The sequence below is a fragment of the Oceanobacillus sp. FSL K6-0251 genome (assembly GCF_038004725.1).
Lineage (GTDB): Bacteria > Bacillota > Bacilli > Bacillales > Amphibacillaceae > Oceanobacillus > Oceanobacillus oncorhynchi.
In genome coordinates, this window is the sequence record NZ_JBBORS010000001.1 from 1,945,330 (window position 1) to 1,963,138 (window position 17,809).

Genomic DNA, 17,809 nt, shown 5'->3' on the forward strand with positions numbered 1-17,809 from the left:
AAGAGATAATCCATATTGTTTATAGAAACAGGGCTACAACGAATCTAGTTCTCTTGCCCCAACACCAGATTTCCGATAAACTGATAATGCCATTACATAAAACGAAATAGACTCATGGATCAATAGAAAAGGAGGTATAAATGTTTTCTTTGATTAAAAATATGACGATTCGAAAGCGGATTGTCTTTATATTTCTGACTTTATCTACTTTTCTTATTTTATTATTTATTTCTGTGTTTGCTTATTTTGAGATTGGCAATGCCCAGGATACATACAAGCAATTATCCAGACAGACGGCTAATGGACTGGCCTTTATGCCGGCTTTGGAGGAAGCTGTCAGCAGCAGTGACCATGACGAATTACAGGGAATTATTGACCGTGTGCGGCTGCAGGCAGAAAATCCGGTTGTGACCGTAGTTACACGAGACGGAGAATATATTATCCATCCAGATGAAAACCACATCGGTATAACGGAAGAAACAGAGCAATTTGACCAGACGCTGTTATATGGCTCTTATGTGACAGAGTCTGGGGAAGGGGCGCTTGGACCTGCTATTATGACCACTGCACCAATCTATGAAGAGGTGGATGCCAATGGCGGGGAAAGAATTATCGGTGCGGTTACAGTCGAGTATTTGGAAGAATCGATCAACGCTATCATAGTAAGTAAGCTCACAAGATTAGTTATCGTGGCATCCATTGGGATGATTCTTTGCGTTGGCGGAGCGTTGTTTTTAGCCAGAAGTATTCAGGAGGATACGCTGGGCATTGAGCCTGCAGTTATCGCAGAAATGTTCCGTGAGCGGGAGGCCATGTTAAACGCAGTAAAAGAAGGGATTATTGTGATTGATGATAAGCAAGCGATTTCCTTGATTAATCCCTCTGCGAAGGCATTACTAGATTCATCGATGGAGCTCCGGCAGTCGATTCAACTGCTTGGCCTGCCGGAGACGCTTTTCTCTGGAAAGCCGAGCTATGATGAGGAAAAAGTCTACCAAGGGAAAACATTTATTACGAATTGCATTCCTTTATATGAAAATAAACAGATTGTCGGTGCGATTTGCAGTTTTCGAGATAAAACAGATATGAAGCAGCTTCAAGAAACAGTGATGCAGATAGAGGGCTATGCAGATAGCCTGCGTGCCCAGACACATGAATTTAAAAATAAGATGTATGTGCTGTTGGGGTTAATCCAGCTTGAGCAATATGAGGAAGCGTTAAAAGTGATTCAGGAAGAAACCGCTGATAAGCGACAAGCATTCCCAATGTTAAAGAACATTAAAGACCCTGGAGCGCAGGCAATTTTATTAGGGAAACTAGCGAAGGCGGCTGAGAAAAAAATAGCACTTATCATAGAAGAAGCAAGTCATCTGGATAAAACGAAAATAGCTGCTGCAGATATGGCTATCATGCTTGGCAATTTATTAGATAACGCCATGGATGCTGTACTAGAATCGGAGGAACAGAGAATCACCGTGATGGTTACTGATGTTGGAAGTGATATTGTGATAGATATAGAAGATACAGGGCCGGGAATGACGAAAGAACAGACTGGGCAGATTTTTACCAGAGGATATTCCAGCAAAGGGGAAAATAGAGGCTATGGTCTGTTTCATGTCTATGAAGCGGTGAAAAAGTATTGTGGAGAGATGGAAGTGACTTCCCCAGCTGAAGGTGGAACTGTGTTTTCTATCTATTTACCAAAAGGAGAAGAGGTGAAAAAATGAATGTGGTTATTGCAGAAGATGATTATCGGGTAGCTTTATTGCATGAAAAGTATCTGCAGGCTTTTTCAGAGATCACAGTTGTTGGCAGAGCGCTGAATGGCAAAGAACTCAAGGAGCTGATAGAAAAAGAGAAAGTAGATCTGATCATCCTTGATATTTATTTTCCTGATATATTAGGGACAGAATTGCTTCATTACCTGCGAATGCATTCTCCGGATCTGGATATTATTATGGTCTCTGCATCTACAGACCGGCAGCATTTGCAGCTGGCAAAACGTTATGGCGTATACCAGTACTTAATTAAACCAGTGACGGTGGATGATTTTACAAATACGGTAAAACAATATGTAAAGGATCGGATATGGTTTGAAGAAACGGGAGAATTTAAAGCGAACGATACCGATTATTTTTTGACAGGGGGATACCAGCGAAGCATAGAAGAAAAAGGGACAAATATGCCTTTGCCGACAGGGATTGATTCCATTACATTAGAAAAAGTAAAAGCAGCGTTAAGGGAGCATCCAGAAGGGGTAACCATCGATAAAATGTGCCAGCTGGTCGGGATTTCAAGAACAACGGCCAGACGATATTTGGAGCATATCGTATCTGACGAAGAAGCTACTACCATTTTAAATTATGGGGTTATCGGCCGGCCGGAAAGAAGATATATTTTACAGTAAAACCTCAAAACATCCTGGTATCAGGGTGTTTTTTTATTCTCTTTTTTTCACTTAATGGATAAAAAGGACGAAAAGGCATTAAAGAATGTTAAGTGAATAAAATTCGAAATATTGTTTTTCCTCTTTGGGTTTGCAATAATTACCCTATCATTGAAAGCGTTTACTTAATTATTTATTTTGAGAGGTGTTGACATGAAGCGTTTATGCTTATTATTTATTGGCTGTATTCTTCTGGCAGGATGTTCAGAGAATACCAGTGAAGGGAAAGGGACCTTTCCTGAAAAAAACATAGAGATTATTGCTCCGGCAAGTCCGGGCGGCGGATGGGACAGGACAGCGCGTTCTGCACAGCGGGCGATGAATGCGGACGGGACCGTAGAAGAGGATATTACAGTAGTGAACAAGCCTGGAGGCGGCGGGGAAGTAGGCTGGCAATATTTGATGCAGCAGGATGCGCATTTTGCTGCATTAAATTCCAGTCTATTAATTACAGGTCCATTGCTTGGTCAGACAGAATTAACCCATGAAGAATTTACGCCATTAGCCATGTTATCTACGGAATGGCTTGCTGTGGCAGTCCGGGAAGATGCAGGGATTGACAGCGGTACAGAGTTATTGGAGCAGTTGAAGGAAGATCCAAAGTCGCTGGTGATTGGTGTCAGTCCATCTTTAGGAAGCGGGAATCATCTGGCCTTTGTCCAAGCTGTGATTGAATACGGCATTGATCCGACAGAATTACAGTTCCTTGTTTACAGCAGCGGCGGCGATATTATGAATGCATTACTTGGCGGACACATCGATGTCACCAGCAATTCGTTATCTGACCTGTCCGAACAATATTTAGCAGGAGAAGTGGATATATTAGCTGTTACATCGCCAGGAAGACTAGACGCATTTCCGGATATACCAACCTGGAAAGAGCAGGGTATTGATATGGAATTTCCGCATTGGCGCGGAATCATGGGCCCTCCGGGAATGAGTGAGGAGGAAATTGCTTCCTGGGACCTTTATTTGAGTGAAATGGTAGAAACAGAAGAATGGCAAACAGATTTAGAGAATAATAATTTGGAAGAATTCTATATGAACAGTGAAGAAACAAAGGAATTTTTACAAGATCAAAATGAATTTTTTGAAGGTATAGTAGAGGATTCTGGCTTAACGCCTTAGGAGGGAAAATAGGATGCAGGTAGCAATACGGTATGCCATGCCTGTCATGTTTATTATTGGCAGCGTTATCTATGGCACGATGATTATACAATTAGATCCGGCAACATTAGGCAACCCGGATGGACCAAAGTTTTTTCCTTTATTTGTTTGTGCTGGATTGCTTGTATTTTCTATCGCAGATTTAGTCAATGTACGTAAACAAATATATGCGAAGAATAAAGATTTAGAGCTGATTGCCCAGCTGAAATCATTTAAATTAATTGCAATCATTATTGGAATTTGCGTGATATATACGCTTATTTTTGAACATGTCGGTTATTTGATTGCAACGATATTATTTATGGGAGCACTTATGTTTTATTTAAACGGAATGAAGAAATGGCTCTTGAATGTAGTTGTAACACTGGTTGTTTCTGTTTCAACCTGGTATGGCTTCACAGAGCTGCTGCAAATAAGTCTGCCTTAGAGGAGGAGTGCGAGAATGGATGTAAATATTATTTTAGATGGATTATGGACAGCGCTCCAGCCTGCTAATTTGTTATGGCTTTTACTTGGAGCAGTTCTTGGTACAATTGTCGGTATTCTGCCGGGGCTTGGAGCGGCAACAGGAGTGGCAGTGCTTATTCCATTAACGTTTGGAATGGAGCCGGTCAGCGCATTGATTTTAATGGCAGCGATTTACTACGGAGCTTTATTTGGAGGCTCCCGCAGCTCTATTCTGATTAATACGCCGGGAGATGGTTCTTCGATTGCAGCTACGTTTGACGGATACCCGATGACGAAGAAGGGACTGGCAGGGCAGGCGATGTCTATTGCTGCGATGGCTTCGCTGATTGGCGGTGTGATGGCAATCTTCGGATTTATCTTTTTAGCAATACCGCTGGCAAATTTTGCATTAAATTTTGGGCCGGCTGAGTTTTTGCTGTTGTTCCTATTTGCCTTATCTGCTGTGGTGACCTTATCGCAAGGAAATATTATTAAAGGCTTTTTAACCATGTTTTTAGGATTGGGTATCAGTACAATCGGAGTGGATTTGCAATCCGGCGTACACCGCTTCACCTTTGGATTGCCGCATTTAACAGATGGTATTAATTTTATTGTGATTATCATCGGTATTTATGCCATAGGGGAAGTGCTTTATAATTTACTTAAACCGCAATACTCTGGAAAATCAAATGGGCAGGACATCGGGAGCAAGTGGTTTACGAAGGAGCAGTGGAAGCGATCGCTTGCCCCGATTATCCGAAGCGGCCCGATCGGATTCTTCCTCGGTGTACTTCCCGGTTCTGGCGGAACGATTGCTTCTTTGTTATCTTATAGTACAGAAAAACAAATATCCAAAAATAAAGATGAATTCGGCAAGGGTGCTGTAGAAGGACTGGTTGCACCAGAATCCGCAAACAGTGCATCGGCTGTCGGCTCGCTGATTCCGATGCTGACCATGGGGATACCTGGGTCCGGGACAACAGCAGTGATGCTGGGAGCACTTGTTATGATTGGAATCACACCGGGACCTTTGTTATTTGAAAATAGTCCGGATACGATTTGGACGCTGATCAACAGTATGTTTATTGGAAACATTATCTTAGTAATTATTAATATCTTAATGGTCGGTATGCTGGTGAAAATCTTAAAAACACCGCCGAATGTGCTTTATCCGATTGTTCTTATTCTTTCCTTCTTAGGGGCATATACGCTTGGATACAGTACAATTGATTTTTATATTTTAATTATTGCCGGTGTTATTGGGTTGTTGATGCGTATTCTGAATTACCCTGTTGTACCGTTAATTCTTGCTTTGATTGTTGGAGGAGATATGGAACAAAATTTCCAGAGAGCAATGATTGTTTATGATTCTCCAATGGATATTTTATTTGCTTCTCCGATTGCGATTGTTCTTGCTTTGCTGACTGTTTTATCCCTTTGTTATCCATTGATTGCGAAGGTTTTTAAGAGAAGAAAGGCAGTGAAATAAAATATCATATACAAAAAAGCGAACATCTATTATTAACAAATAGGTGCCGCTTTTTTTGTTTGTAATTCAACTTTCGCACATTAAAAAGTAATTTCAATTCTATAGAAACAGGCGTTGATCGTTCCTTCGATAACACCCTTGACAAAGAATAAAAGGTGAAGTGTAAAGCACCGCTGTGGCGAACCATTTTGCTTTCCGACGTACAAATGTTTTCGATGGGACGAGTAATCGCAGTCCCAGGACGTACTAGTGCAGACGTTGCAACAACTCTTTTCGATGGGGTGAGTAATCGCAACCCCAGGACGTTGCGATGTTAGTCTGCCTAGGGGCACGCTCTTCAGCTAACTTTTGCCAAGAAGAGCACTTGGCAAAAGTGAATCTTCAGATGGTGCTGATTCCTCAGGAGTCAAAAGTCAAAACGATCCGCCTCTGCTAGCAGGATATTCTATCCGTGAAAAACAACTCACCAAATAGACGTTTGATCAGATAGAACATATTTTATATGCTTTTGATAAAATATTTGGGAATATTTTAAAAGAGTAGTACGACCTAATGAAAAAGTATTTAACTCTGCGAACTATTTTGAATTACCATCGGTCTGCCCATATAGCGTGCATTATAGTAAAATACATAACAATAAACTTGTTGCGTTTAAATATATAGAGGGAGCAATAATATATGTCGGCAATAAAGACATTGCAGAGCTTAGCTAACTTGGAGAAAGCAATCGGAAGACTGGAAGATGCTCTAAATGAAGGTGCAAAGAATAGCTTGTTTATCGATGGAACAATTCAACGTTTTAAGACTGCGTTTGAGCTTTATTGGAAAACGTTAAAACGAATGCTTGAAGAAGAAGGGATTGAAGCAAAATCCCCCAGAGAGACATTAAAACAAGCATATGCAGTAGATTGGATTCAAAATGAACAAGCTTGGCTGCAAATGCTCCGTGATAGAAATGAAACCTCCCATGTATATGATGAAAAGAAGGCAAGAGATATTTATGAAAATATTGCAGGTTATTTCCCTGAAATGAAGGAGACCTTTAAATTTCTAAAAGAAAAGTATAAAGAAGGAGGGAGTGGATTTTACGATGATTGAGCAAAAAATCATAAATCAGTTAACTCATGTTGGTCAACGTATCAATACCATTCATAAAATTATTCTTTTTGGATCAAGAGCTGTTGGGGATTATACACTAAAATCTGATATTGATTTAGCATTTGTTGCTCCAAATATGACGAAGGAAGAATGGGTGGAATTAACATTTGCTTTAGAAGAGGAGTTAGATACATTGCTATTTTTGGATTTGATTTAAGTATGAAGATGCTCCAGAAGAGTTAAAAGAGGAGATTTTGAAAAGCGGAAGGGTGATTTATTCGGAAGGAGCAGTTATTGATAAAAAGACTTCTTAGAAGCAAATACACTTAACTATAGCATAGTTGATTTTTATATTTTAATTATTTTATTGCCTGTGAGATAGATTTATTATTGAATGCAGGAGGAGAAAGGCAGTGAAATAAAGAAGATTTCAACATGTAAACACAGTATCTATGGTGATTTCTACATCGATAGATGCTGTGTTTTTTAACGTATACGAAACATTATTTGTACGGTTATCACAGGTGAAATTGAAATGAATTCTCTTATAAGACTATGGTATACTCAGCTGTAGAAGCATAATCAAGATAATATAATCAAAGCATTTAGCATTATATTTTTGGAGGAAGATAACATGCTGCAAATGAATTCACAAGAGCTATTAAATGAAGAAAATGGTCAAGCCGGCAATTGGATGAGAAGGAATCCGGAGGTCATTTATTTAAATGAAACTGTAAAAGCTGCAGCAGCGCTTCTTCATAATTTGGCAGCCGATTTCCTTCCTGTTGTAGGGGAATCTATGAATCCGGTTGGAATCATTACGTCCAAAGCAATCCTGAAAGCGTACCTGGATGGGGAAAACGAAGCGTCGATTGCGAATTATATATCACAGGAGGATTTTTCGATTATTCGAGCCGATGAGTTCATCATCGATTTTTATAAAATGCCGTATACTTACTTTTTTGCAGTTAATGAGAAGCAGCAGCTGACAGGCGTATTAACAAGAAAAGAAATACAGCAATGTTTATCGTTTTATATGAACGAGCTGAGTCAAACCTCTCATACTGCCGAAATTTTGGATGTTATTCTTGAAAGCGCTTATGAAGGGGTTGCTGTTGTTAATCAGGAAGGAATCATTATTGAGTTTAATGAAGCCTACAGCCGTTTTACTGGAATTGATCAGAAGGATGCTGTCGGACGACCAGTACAGGAAATTATTGAGAATACCAATCTGCATCATACAGCCAGAAATGGAATGCCGGAGCGGGGAGTTATCCAATACATCCAAGGGCAGCCGATGGTGGTGCACCGGATACCGATATGGAGAGAAGAAAAGCTGGTGGGCGCAATCGGGATGCTTATTTTTGAAGGCGTAACAGAGCTATATCAAATCTATGATCGGTTTTTGGAAAAAACGATGCAGACAGCTGTAAATAAAGACAGAGTGAAGCAGCCTTTGCAGGAGAACAGAATAGAGCATGCATCGATTGAAAAAATTAAGGGATCCAGTGAACAGATAACGGATGTGAAGCGGATTACCCGAAAAGTTGCCAAAACAGATGCAACCGCTTTAATCACAGGGGAAAGCGGAACTGGGAAAGAAATGTTCGCTAAAAGCATCCATGAGCTGAGTTATTATCAACATGGTCCATTTATCAGTGTCAACTGCGGCGCCATACCGGAGCAGCTTTTTGAGTCTGAAGTATTTGGCTATGCAGATGGTGCCTTTACAGGTGCGAGAAAAGGCGGGAAACCGGGAAAGTTAGCATTAGCTAAAGGAGGGACACTGTTTTTAGATGAGATTGGTGAAATGCCTGAGATGATGCAGACAAAATTATTGCGTGTGCTGCAGGAAAAGGAATTTGAACGGGTAGGAGCAGTTCAAAAAGAAAAGCTGGAGGCAAGAATCGTTGTAGCGACAAATCAGAATTTGTTAGAAATGGTTCGGGAGGGAACCTTTAGAGAGGATTTATATTATCGGATCAACGTTATTGAAATCCCGATACCGCCGTTAAGAGAGCGTCCGAAAGACATCCCGGTACTGATTTCTCATTACTTATCGAGTTTGTGTAAGAAATATGATGTTCCGGATAAAGAAGTAACACCTGAAGCAATGGCTGTTTTTATGAATTATGCCTGGTATGGAAATATCCGAGAGCTGATAAATACAATGGAAAAGTTAGTTATTTTAGTTGAATCCGATACCATCGATGTAGACCATCTTCCAAACTATTTGAAGCGTTTTGACCTGCTGGAGACGCCTTACGTCTTCCAGCGGGAAGTGAAGAATAAAGAAAAAGAAGTTCTGATGAAAGCGCTGGAAGAGAACAGAGGCAACAAATCAAAGGCAGCGAAGGAACTCGGGATGCACCGTACGACATTATATAAAAAAATGAAAAAGCATGGTTTGGATAAATAGTGTAGCAGAATAACTACAACTTTTCAGTGAAGTGTAGCTGTTTAGCTACACTTTTTGTTTTAAAACGCTTACAGCAGCGCTCTAAAAATTTGGCATGATTTTTGCTATTTAAAAAGTGAAAGAAAGAGAGAAGGAGAGATACTTATGGGAGAGAGTAATGTGTTTCGTACACCACAGACTATTCATTATGGAAAAGATGCTTTTAAAAAGATAGGGAAGGAAGCATCGGAAAAAGGGCAGAAGGCGCTGATTATCAGTGACCGTATCATGGAGAAGCTTGGTTATGTCAGCGAGTGCAGAGATATCCTTTTGCAGGGACGGATTGAAAGCGCTGTCTATTTAGGGGTTGAATCAGAGCCGACAGATGTTTATGTTGCTGAGGCATTGGAATTATGTAAAAAAGAAAAATGTGATGTCGTTATTTCCGTAGGTGGAGGCAGCTGTATTGATACGGCCAAGGCAGTAGCTGTCGCTGCAGTAAATGGGATTTATATTGGAGAGTATATGGGTGGAAAGAAACAAATAGAGCAGCAGCCGCTTCCGCATATAGCAGTGCCGACTACAGCCGGAACAGGTTCAGAAGCAACAGATGTTACCGTAATCACTGATACAACGAATGATGTCAAGATGATGATTAAGCAGCCATTACTGATGCCGAATGTAGCGATTGTAGACCCTGTTCTAAGCATATCATCGCCTAAATCCGTTACAGCTGCTACCGGGATTGATGCTTTAAGTCATGCGGTGGAGGCTTATATTTCGAAAAAAGCACAGTCCATGACAGACACGCTGGCTTTATCGGCGATTGAACAAATCGTAAAGAATATAAGAACGGCCTATAACGAAGGAGAGAATGTGGCTGCCCGGGAAGCAATGTCTATTGGATCCATGCAGGCGGGGATGGCTTTTTCCAATGCCTCGGTGTGCTTAGTGCATGGCATGTCCAGACCGATTGGAGCGTTGTTCCATGTACCGCATGGGATTTCTAATGCAATGCTTCTTCCTGCTGTGCTTGATTTCAGCAGAGATGATTGTGTGAATCGATTAGCTGATTTAGCGAAATTTTTTGATGCGGACGCAGATAGGCTTTCTAAAGAGGAAGCTGCAGATCTGACGGTTTATGAAGTAAAAAAACTGTGCTATGAGTTAGATGTTCCTAATTTACAAGGCTGGGGAATCGATCAGAAGAATTTTGAAGCAGCTGTCAGTAAAATGGCGGAAGATGCAATGGCAAGCGGCAGCCCGCAAAATAATCCGAGAGTACCAACAAAAGAAGAGGTAGAGGAGCTTTATCATGTTTGTTTCTCGTATCAGTTTAGCATAGAAAAAACGTCGTAATAGAAGGGATGATATCAAGGGGGATAAATGGGATGGAAATAATCAGTTTTATCGGATTGATAGCTGCGCTTGCTTTGCTCGTCTATCTGACAATGAAGGGAATTCATATTATCGTTGCTGCGCTGATCAGCTCAGTAGTTATAGCTGTTACAGGGGGATTGAATTTAGAAACAGCATTACTGGATAATTATATGACGGGCTTTACAGGGTATTTTGCTTCATGGTTTTTAGTATTTTTATTGGGTGCTATTTTTGGAAAGTTTATGCATGAAACCAAATCAGCGGAAAGTATTGCCCAGTGGATTAAAAAGAAATTCGGCGTCAAACGGGCCGTGTTTGCCGTGGTAGCGGCAGCAGCAGTGATGACATATGGAGGGGTAAGTTTATTTGTAGTTGGCTTTGCGGTCTACCCAATTGCTGTTTCCCTGTTCCGTGCGGCCAATCTGCCGCATCGTTTTATTCCTGCTGCACTTATTTTTGGATCGATTTCGTTTACGATGACTGCACCGGGATCACCGGAAATACAAAATATTATTCCAACAGAATTCTTTGGAACTACACCGACAGCAGGCGGCTGGATTGGAGTTTTATGCTCCCTGCTGATTATGATTGCCGGCGGATTGTACCTTGGATCAATGGTGAAGAAAGCGGTTGCCGGCGGGGAAGAATTTTCTCCTCCAAAATCCGTTCTGGAAAAAGAAAAAGAGGAGGCAGCTGCCGCTGTGGAAGAAAATGAATCACAGGCGCTGCCGAATATTGTGGTTGCTATTTTACCTCTCTTTTTAGTTATTGTTTTACTAAATATATTAGGTCAGTTTATGAACCCGACAACGGCATTATTAATTGCATTAATTGTAGGGATTGCTGTTTCCTGCTTAACGATGTTGAAATTTCTTAAGGAATTTTGGAGTTCAATGGCAGCAGGAACACAAAATGCACTGGTTGCACTGGCAAATACCTGTGCGGTCGTTGGTTTTGGAAGTGTTGCCGCAGAGGTATCGGCATTTGATACCTTGATAACTGGACTTGTTAATCTGCCTGGACCGCCATTATTGGGACTGGCTATTGGGGTAACGGTTATTTGCGGAATTACTGGTTCGGCCTCTGGCGGGTTAGGGATTGCACTGCCTATTCTAGCGCCTATTTATTTGGCGCAAGGAGTAGACCCTGGTGCAATGCATCGTGTTTCTGCGTTAGCATCCGGCGGTCTGGATTCGCTTCCGCATAATGGAGTCGTTGTTACGACGGTAAGAGCTATTTGCGGCGAGACGCACAGCCGGGCATATAAACCCGTTTTCCTTGTTAGTATTATTGTTCCAAGTATCGTATTAGTATTGGCGATTGTGCTTTACAGTCTTATTTAATAAAGAATATTACAGGAGGTTTTTTCATTGACACAGACAACAGTAGAAACATTAAAAAATTATGTAGGCGGAAAATGGATCGAAGCGAAAACAGCAAAAACAGAAGAGGTAGTGAACCCGGCGACAGGAGAAGTGCTTGCTCACGTGCCGTTATCTACTTTAGAGGATATTAATTATGCAATAGAAACAGCTGCAGAGGCATTTGAAACCTGGAAAGAAATTCCGGTACCAAAACGTGCCCGGATTCTATTTAAATACCAGCAGCTTCTTGTTGATAATCATGAGGAACTGGCAAAGCTGATCACTCTTGAAAATGGTAAAAACTTTGCGGAAGCGTATGGAGAAGTACAAAGAGGAATCGAAAATGTAGAATTCGCAACAGGAGCGCCGTCATTGATGATGGGAGAGCAGCTTGCTTCGATTGCAACAGAGTTGGAATCCGGATTATACCGTTATCCAATCGGAGTTATTGGAGGAATCACACCGTTTAATTTTCCAATGATGGTGCCGTGCTGGATGTTTCCGATGGCGATTGCGACTGGAAATACGTTTGTAATGAAGCCTTCTGAACGGACACCGCTGCTTGCCAATCGTTTAGCGGAATTACTGGAAGAAGCTGGTCTCCCGGGCGGTGTGTTCAATATCGTTCACGGCGCACACGATGTCGTAAACGGATTATTAGATCATCCGCAAGTGGCAGGGATTTCATTTGTCGGTTCGCAGCCGGTGGCCGAGTATGTCTACAAACGCGGGACAGATAATTTAAAACGGGTACAGGCTTTGGCAGGCGCAAAGAATCATTCGATTGTTCTGCAGGATGCCAACCTGGATAATGCTACAACACAAATTATGAATGCGGCATTTGGTTCGGCTGGCGAGCGCTGTATGGCAGCTTCTGTAGTAGCAGTAGAGGACAGCGTTGCAGATGAATTTATCAAGCTTTTGACACAAAAAGCCAATGGAATTCAAATTGGTAATGGTTTAGATGAAGGAATTTTCCTTGGACCAGTGATACGTGACAAGCATAAAGAACGTACGTTAAGCTATATTGAAGCTGGACAAGAAGAAGGGGCTAATCTGGTTCGGGATGGCCGAAAAGATGAAGCTGTGAAGGAAAAAGGCTATTTTGTCGGTCCGACCATTTTTGATCAAGTTACTTCGGAAATGAAGATATGGCAGGATGAGATTTTTGCGCCTGTATTATCTATCGCTCGTGTGAAGGATTTAAGTGAAGCAATTGAACTGTCTAATCAATCACGCTTTGCGAATGGAGCATGTATTTTTACCAGAGATGGGGGAAGCGTCCGTCAATTTCGGGAAACCATTCATGCAGGAATGCTTGGTGTGAATATTGGTGTACCGGCGCCAATGGCATTTTTCCCCTTCTCCGGGTGGAAGGATTCGTTTTATGGGGATTTACATGCCAATGGGAAAGACGGGTTACATTTCTATACGAGAAAGAAAGTTATTACGACGAAATGGGTGTAAGGAGAAAGAGAGGTCGCTGTATTTTTGCAGCGGCTTCTTTTTTTTGTTTGTAAGCAAGCTTCTAGTCATCAAATAAGTAAAATAGATTTTATAATTTTTAAAATAGTATATTGCAAAGCTAACTTATCTGATGTATATTATATTCATCAGATGAGTTGAGAGGAGGTATCTTTTTGAGAGGGAATTTTAACACAGTATACGATAAATTAAAAGACGAAATTATGAGCGGAAGTCTTGAGGAAGGCACAAAGTTACTTTCTTTGGCTAAGTTATCTGATAAGTATGATGTTGGCGTGTCTACTGTCAGAGAGGTATTGAGAGCGCTGCAAAGCCAGTCTTTTGTTAAAATCGAGCAAGGAAGAGGCACATTTGTTACATACGATGCAAAAAGAAGCAATGACTCTATATCGAAATCAGAAGTAAGAGATTTAATGGATTTAACCAGTTTTAGAACAATGGTGGAACCTTCTTTTGCTGGAATTGCTGCAGTACAAGCATTTCAATTTGAGATTGATTTAATTGTTGAGTCAGCAAATAAGATGGCGGAGTTAGCTAAAAAAGGAGAAGACACCAAAGAAGAGGATTTAACTTTTCATCTATTAATAGCTAAAGCAACGCATAATGCTTATACGATAAAATTTTATGAGGATTTTCAAGAGCAGTTATCGATGGGAAGAAAACATACCAATGTTCCAGGAATGATTGAAAAGGCAGCACATTATCATTTGATGATAGCGGAAGCAATCAGAACTAGAAATAGCAGTCAGGCAAAGATGTACATGCAGGCGCATATGGAATCAAATGAAGAATTAGCTTTAAATTTGTTATTCTAAATTTCTTAATTTTTAACAACGAGGTGAACTGTTTTGAAAAGGGTTACATCATATGGAGACAAAGGATTTAGTGAGTATATAAAAATGGCGTTTCAAAGAAATCTTGGATATGACGAGAATGATTATAATAAGCCTATTATTGGGATATGTAATACGTTTAGTGAAATCAACAGATGTCATGCACATTTAAAACCGATAATTAATTCTATAAAAAATGGAATTTTAATGGCAGGAGGGATTCCTCTTGAATTTCCAACGATTTCTGTTGGAGAAATGTTTACCAGTCCTACTACGATGCTGTATAGAAATCTAGTAGCGATGGACACGGAAGAAATGATAAGTGCACAGCCTATTGATGGTGTTGTTCTTATTGGAGGCTGTGACAAAATGGCCCCAGGACAATTGATGGGAGCTTTTAGTGCCAATAAACCTGCCATTCTATTTACTGGAGGTCCGATGGAAAATGGTGAATATAAAGGGAAGACTCTGGGAGCCTGCAGTGACTGTAGACATTATTGGCAAGAATACAAGGCAGGGACAATCTCGGAGAAAGAATTATCCGAGATAAATGCCCAATTAGCTCCAACAAATGGACATTGTATGGTCATGGGATCAGCGAGTACGATAGCTGCTTGTTCAGAGGCATTAGGCATCATGCTTCCAGGGAGCTCTACTCCTCCAGCTACAGTGAATGAACGATTAAGAATGGCAAAAGAAACAGGAAAAGCTATCGTTAATTTAGTGGAAAAAGATATAAAACCTGCCGATTTTATTACGAAAAATTCATTTGAAAACGCTATCACCACTTTAATGACAGTAGGCGGTTCAACCAATACGGTTATACATTTAATAGCAATAGCTAAAAGACTTGGGATTGATTTAACATTAGATGACTTTGAAAAAATATCGCAAAGAACTCCGATATTAGCTAATTTAAGACCGGCAGGAGAATTCCAAATGCAAGAATTTTATCATGCGGGAGGCGTTTCTGCATTATTAACAGAGTTAAAACAGCTGCTGCATTTAGAAGAATTAACGGTTTCGAATAAAACGCTTGGAGAAAATATTGAAGGTGCAGAAGTAATAGAAGAATATAGAAAGATAATTAAACCATTTCATAAGCCGCTTTATAAAAATGGAGGGATTAAATTATTAAAAGGGAATCTAGTACCTTCCGGGGCAATTATAAAGCCCAAAGCAATAGCAAACCCTAAATTAATGAAGCATACTGGAAAAGCTATCATATTTGATTCCATACAAGAGATGGAGGAGAAAATAAATGATGATAATTTGCAGGTAGATGAAAGCAACGTGTTGGTATTAAGAAATGCCGGACCCGTTGGTGCGCCTGGAATGCCAGAAGCGGGAGGGATCCCTATTCCCAAAAAACTTTTAAAAGAAGGAATCAGGGATATGGTTCGAATTTCAGACTGCCGGATGAGTGGAACGGCTTCCGGTACCGTGGTTCTTCATGCTGCACCTGAAGCCGCTGTTGGAGGGCCGTTAGGTCTTTTGAAAAATGGAGATAAGATACATTTGGATATAGAAAATGGAATTCTTGAAGTACTGGTTTCTGAGGATGAATTACAAAAGAGAAAAGAGTTTTGGAAGCCTCCTGTATTTAAAGAAGGACGAGGCTATCCCCAGTTATACAGAAATCATGTTCTTCAAGCCTCAGAGGGGTGTGATTTTGATTTTTTACTCCCTTAAGCAATAGTAATCTAGTGAATACCCTTGAATAGAGCAGTATATAAAAGAAGGAGGATTAATATTTTATGGAAAGTACTGCGTGGATTATTACGGTAGGAATACTAGCGATGGTAATATTACTTTTTCTGATTATCAGAACAAAGCTTCAAGCCTTTTTAGCCCTGATTATAGCCAGCTTATTTGTAGGGCTAGCTGTTGGCATGCCGCCGCAGGAATTATTGGCACATATCGAAGAGGCGATGGGTGGTACGCTTGGTTTTGTGGCATTAATTATTGGAATTGGAACAATATTCGGGGAAGTATTGAGAGCATCCGGGGCATCTGAAAAATTGGCTTTAACCTTGATGGACAAATTTGGAGAAAAGAATATTGTCTGGGCGCTAGGGGCAAGCGGATTTCTGATTTCTATAGCTGTTTTTATTGATGTTGCTATCGTCATATTGGTTCCGTTAACCTATGCCTTAGTAAGGAAATCAAAAAAATCATTACTTTATTATGGAATTCCTTTAACAGCTGGTCTTAGTGTTACGCATACGTTTATTCCTCCAACACCCGGACCTATTGCAACTGCAAGTATAATCGGTGCTGATTTGGGTTATGTCATTTTATTTGGAGTAATTGCAGGTATCCCAGCCATGATAATTGCCGGACCGCTTTTTGGAAAATTTATATCGAAAAAAATTCATGTAGATGTTCCTGAACATTTTAAAGAATCAGAGGTAAACTATGATCCAGATAAACTGCCGGGATTTGCCGGTGTTGTTATTATGTTGATTGCACCGCTGATTTTAATTTTAGGAAATACTACGGCAGATTTATTATTGGATGAAGGGAATATAGTTAGAGAAATTCTGATGTTTATTGGAAATCCTATCATTGCCTTATTAATTGTAAGTCTTTTAACCATATGGTTATATGGAACAAGGCGAGGTTTTACTAAAGGGGAACTGCAAAAAATAACTACAAGAGCTTTAGAACCGGCAGGGATAATCATTTTGATAACTGGTGCTGGAGGAGTATTTGGACAAACGTTGATAGCTACTGGAATTGGAGACATTCTTGCAGATTCAATGCAGCAAATTAATATGCCGATTATCTTATTCGGATTTATCACTGCAGCATTAATTCGAATTACACAGGGATCAGGAACAGTATCAATGATTACTGCTGCCAGTCTGGTTTCACCTTTAATCCAGCATTTTGATGTCAGTGAACCAATGCTAGGATTGGTAACAATCGCAATTGCTTGTGGAGGGACTGCTTTTTCTCATGTGAATGATTCCGGTTTTTGGATGGCGAATAGATATTTTGGAATGAGTGTAGCCGACACGTTAAAGTCTTGGACAGTTATGAAAACGTTAGTTGGATTAACTGGATTAGCAGTTGTTTTAATATTAAGTTTATTTATAAAGTAAATATAGAGTGCTCCATCGATCTTATGCCTTTTAGAAATATATAAGATGGATGGAGTTTTTATTTAAAGAATAGGAAAGTATATAAAAAAGCTGAAGATAGCCGCTCCAACGGGTTTCATGGGGTGAGTAATCGCAACCCCAGAAATACACTCCGCTTTCCGTGGGCTTGAGCTCAGCCTCCTCGAAAAAAGAAGTTCGCTTTTTTCTGCGGGATCTTCGCCCTGGGACTGGGACTGCGATTACTCGTCCCGTCAAAAAGCGTCGCTAGAATTAGCGTCATTTCTTTGTAAGAAGAAAACAAATAAACATATTTCTTCTTAGATGGGAGCGGATGTTGTCGACTCCTGCGGGAAAAGCAACAGGTAGACCTGAGCAGGAAGCGGTTTTCTTCCGAGGAGACTGAGCCGTTGCCCGCGGAAAGCGACTTCCCGCAGCGGACATCTCTTTAGCAAGAACAGCTGTGTTTTAAGGACCAAGTATTCTCCTTGGTTTTTCTTATTGCTTTAAATAATAGGAATTCTTTTTTGCCTCTACTTTTCAAAATTTATCAAGGAAAAACATCCGTAAACCTCCCGCCTCAAAATAAAGCATGAAA

At 40.5% G+C, this 17,809-nt stretch carries 14 protein-coding genes; all 14 read left to right on the forward strand.

All coding sequences use genetic code 11. The features are described from left to right. Positions 1 to 140: 140 nt before the first annotated feature. The 14 genes from MKY45_RS09910 to MKY45_RS09975 all read left to right on the forward strand — a co-directional run bounded on the left by MKY45_RS09910 (position 141) and on the right by MKY45_RS09975 (position 17,214). On the forward strand, positions 141 to 1,727 hold the full coding sequence (locus tag MKY45_RS09910; RefSeq protein ID WP_052485038.1) for an ATP-binding protein: 1,587 nt from the start codon (positions 141 to 143) through the stop codon (positions 1,725 to 1,727). Beyond that, a complete protein-coding gene (locus tag MKY45_RS09915; protein WP_042533547.1) occupies positions 1,724 to 2,407 on the forward strand; it encodes a response regulator transcription factor in 684 nt (227 codons plus the stop codon). Before MKY45_RS09910 ends, MKY45_RS09915 begins: the two co-directional genes overlap by 4 nt. Positions 2,408 to 2,599: 192 nt before the next feature. Beyond that, entirely contained in the window at positions 2,600 to 3,574 is a 975-nt protein-coding gene (locus MKY45_RS09920) for a tripartite tricarboxylate transporter substrate binding protein (protein WP_256706090.1), read from the forward strand. A gap of 13 nt (positions 3,575 to 3,587) precedes the next feature. Continuing rightward, positions 3,588 to 4,040: a tripartite tricarboxylate transporter TctB family protein gene (locus MKY45_RS09925; RefSeq protein ID WP_042533549.1), complete on the forward strand. Its 453-nt coding sequence runs from the start codon at positions 3,588 to 3,590 to the stop codon at positions 4,038 to 4,040. A 15-nt stretch (positions 4,041 to 4,055) separates the two neighbouring features. Continuing rightward, complete coding sequence (locus tag MKY45_RS09930; protein ID WP_042533550.1) at positions 4,056 to 5,549, forward strand: tripartite tricarboxylate transporter permease; 1,494 nt, start codon at positions 4,056 to 4,058, stop codon at positions 5,547 to 5,549. Positions 5,550 to 6,227: 678 nt separating this feature from the next. After that, entirely contained in the window at positions 6,228 to 6,647 is a 420-nt protein-coding gene (locus MKY45_RS09935; protein ID WP_341172875.1) for a nucleotidyltransferase substrate binding protein, read from the forward strand. Further along, positions 6,628 to 6,864, forward strand: a complete 237-nt coding sequence (locus MKY45_RS09940) for a nucleotidyltransferase domain-containing protein (protein WP_341172876.1) — start codon at positions 6,628 to 6,630, stop codon at positions 6,862 to 6,864. The genes MKY45_RS09935 and MKY45_RS09940 overlap by 20 nt, the downstream gene beginning before the upstream one ends. 417 nt (positions 6,865 to 7,281) lie before the next feature. Continuing rightward, a complete protein-coding gene (locus MKY45_RS09945; RefSeq protein WP_256706091.1) occupies positions 7,282 to 9,066 on the forward strand; it encodes a sigma 54-interacting transcriptional regulator in 1,785 nt (594 codons plus the stop codon). 144 nt (positions 9,067 to 9,210) lie between these two features. After that, positions 9,211 to 10,404, forward strand: a complete 1,194-nt coding sequence (locus MKY45_RS09950; protein WP_193064154.1) for an iron-containing alcohol dehydrogenase — start codon at positions 9,211 to 9,213, stop codon at positions 10,402 to 10,404. Positions 10,405 to 10,436: 32 nt separating this feature from the next. Beyond that, positions 10,437 to 11,768, forward strand: a complete 1,332-nt coding sequence (locus tag MKY45_RS09955) for a GntP family permease (RefSeq protein ID WP_193064153.1) — start codon at positions 10,437 to 10,439, stop codon at positions 11,766 to 11,768. A gap of 27 nt (positions 11,769 to 11,795) precedes the next feature. After that, on the forward strand, positions 11,796 to 13,256 hold the full coding sequence (locus tag MKY45_RS09960; protein WP_042533554.1) for a CoA-acylating methylmalonate-semialdehyde dehydrogenase: 1,461 nt from the start codon (positions 11,796 to 11,798) through the stop codon (positions 13,254 to 13,256). A 173-nt stretch (positions 13,257 to 13,429) separates the two neighbouring features. Continuing rightward, entirely contained in the window at positions 13,430 to 14,089 is a 660-nt protein-coding gene (locus MKY45_RS09965) for a FadR/GntR family transcriptional regulator (RefSeq protein WP_042533555.1), read from the forward strand. 33 nt (positions 14,090 to 14,122) lie between these two features. Then, positions 14,123 to 15,799, forward strand: coding sequence for a dihydroxy-acid dehydratase (locus MKY45_RS09970; RefSeq protein ID WP_042533556.1), 1,677 nt, complete (start codon positions 14,123 to 14,125; stop codon positions 15,797 to 15,799). 65 nt (positions 15,800 to 15,864) lie between these two features. Next, positions 15,865 to 17,214 carry a GntP family permease gene (locus MKY45_RS09975; protein WP_042533557.1) on the forward strand — a complete coding sequence of 450 codons (1,350 nt, stop codon included), beginning with the start codon at positions 15,865 to 15,867 and terminating at the stop codon, positions 17,212 to 17,214. Positions 17,215 to 17,809 lie beyond the last annotated feature (595 nt).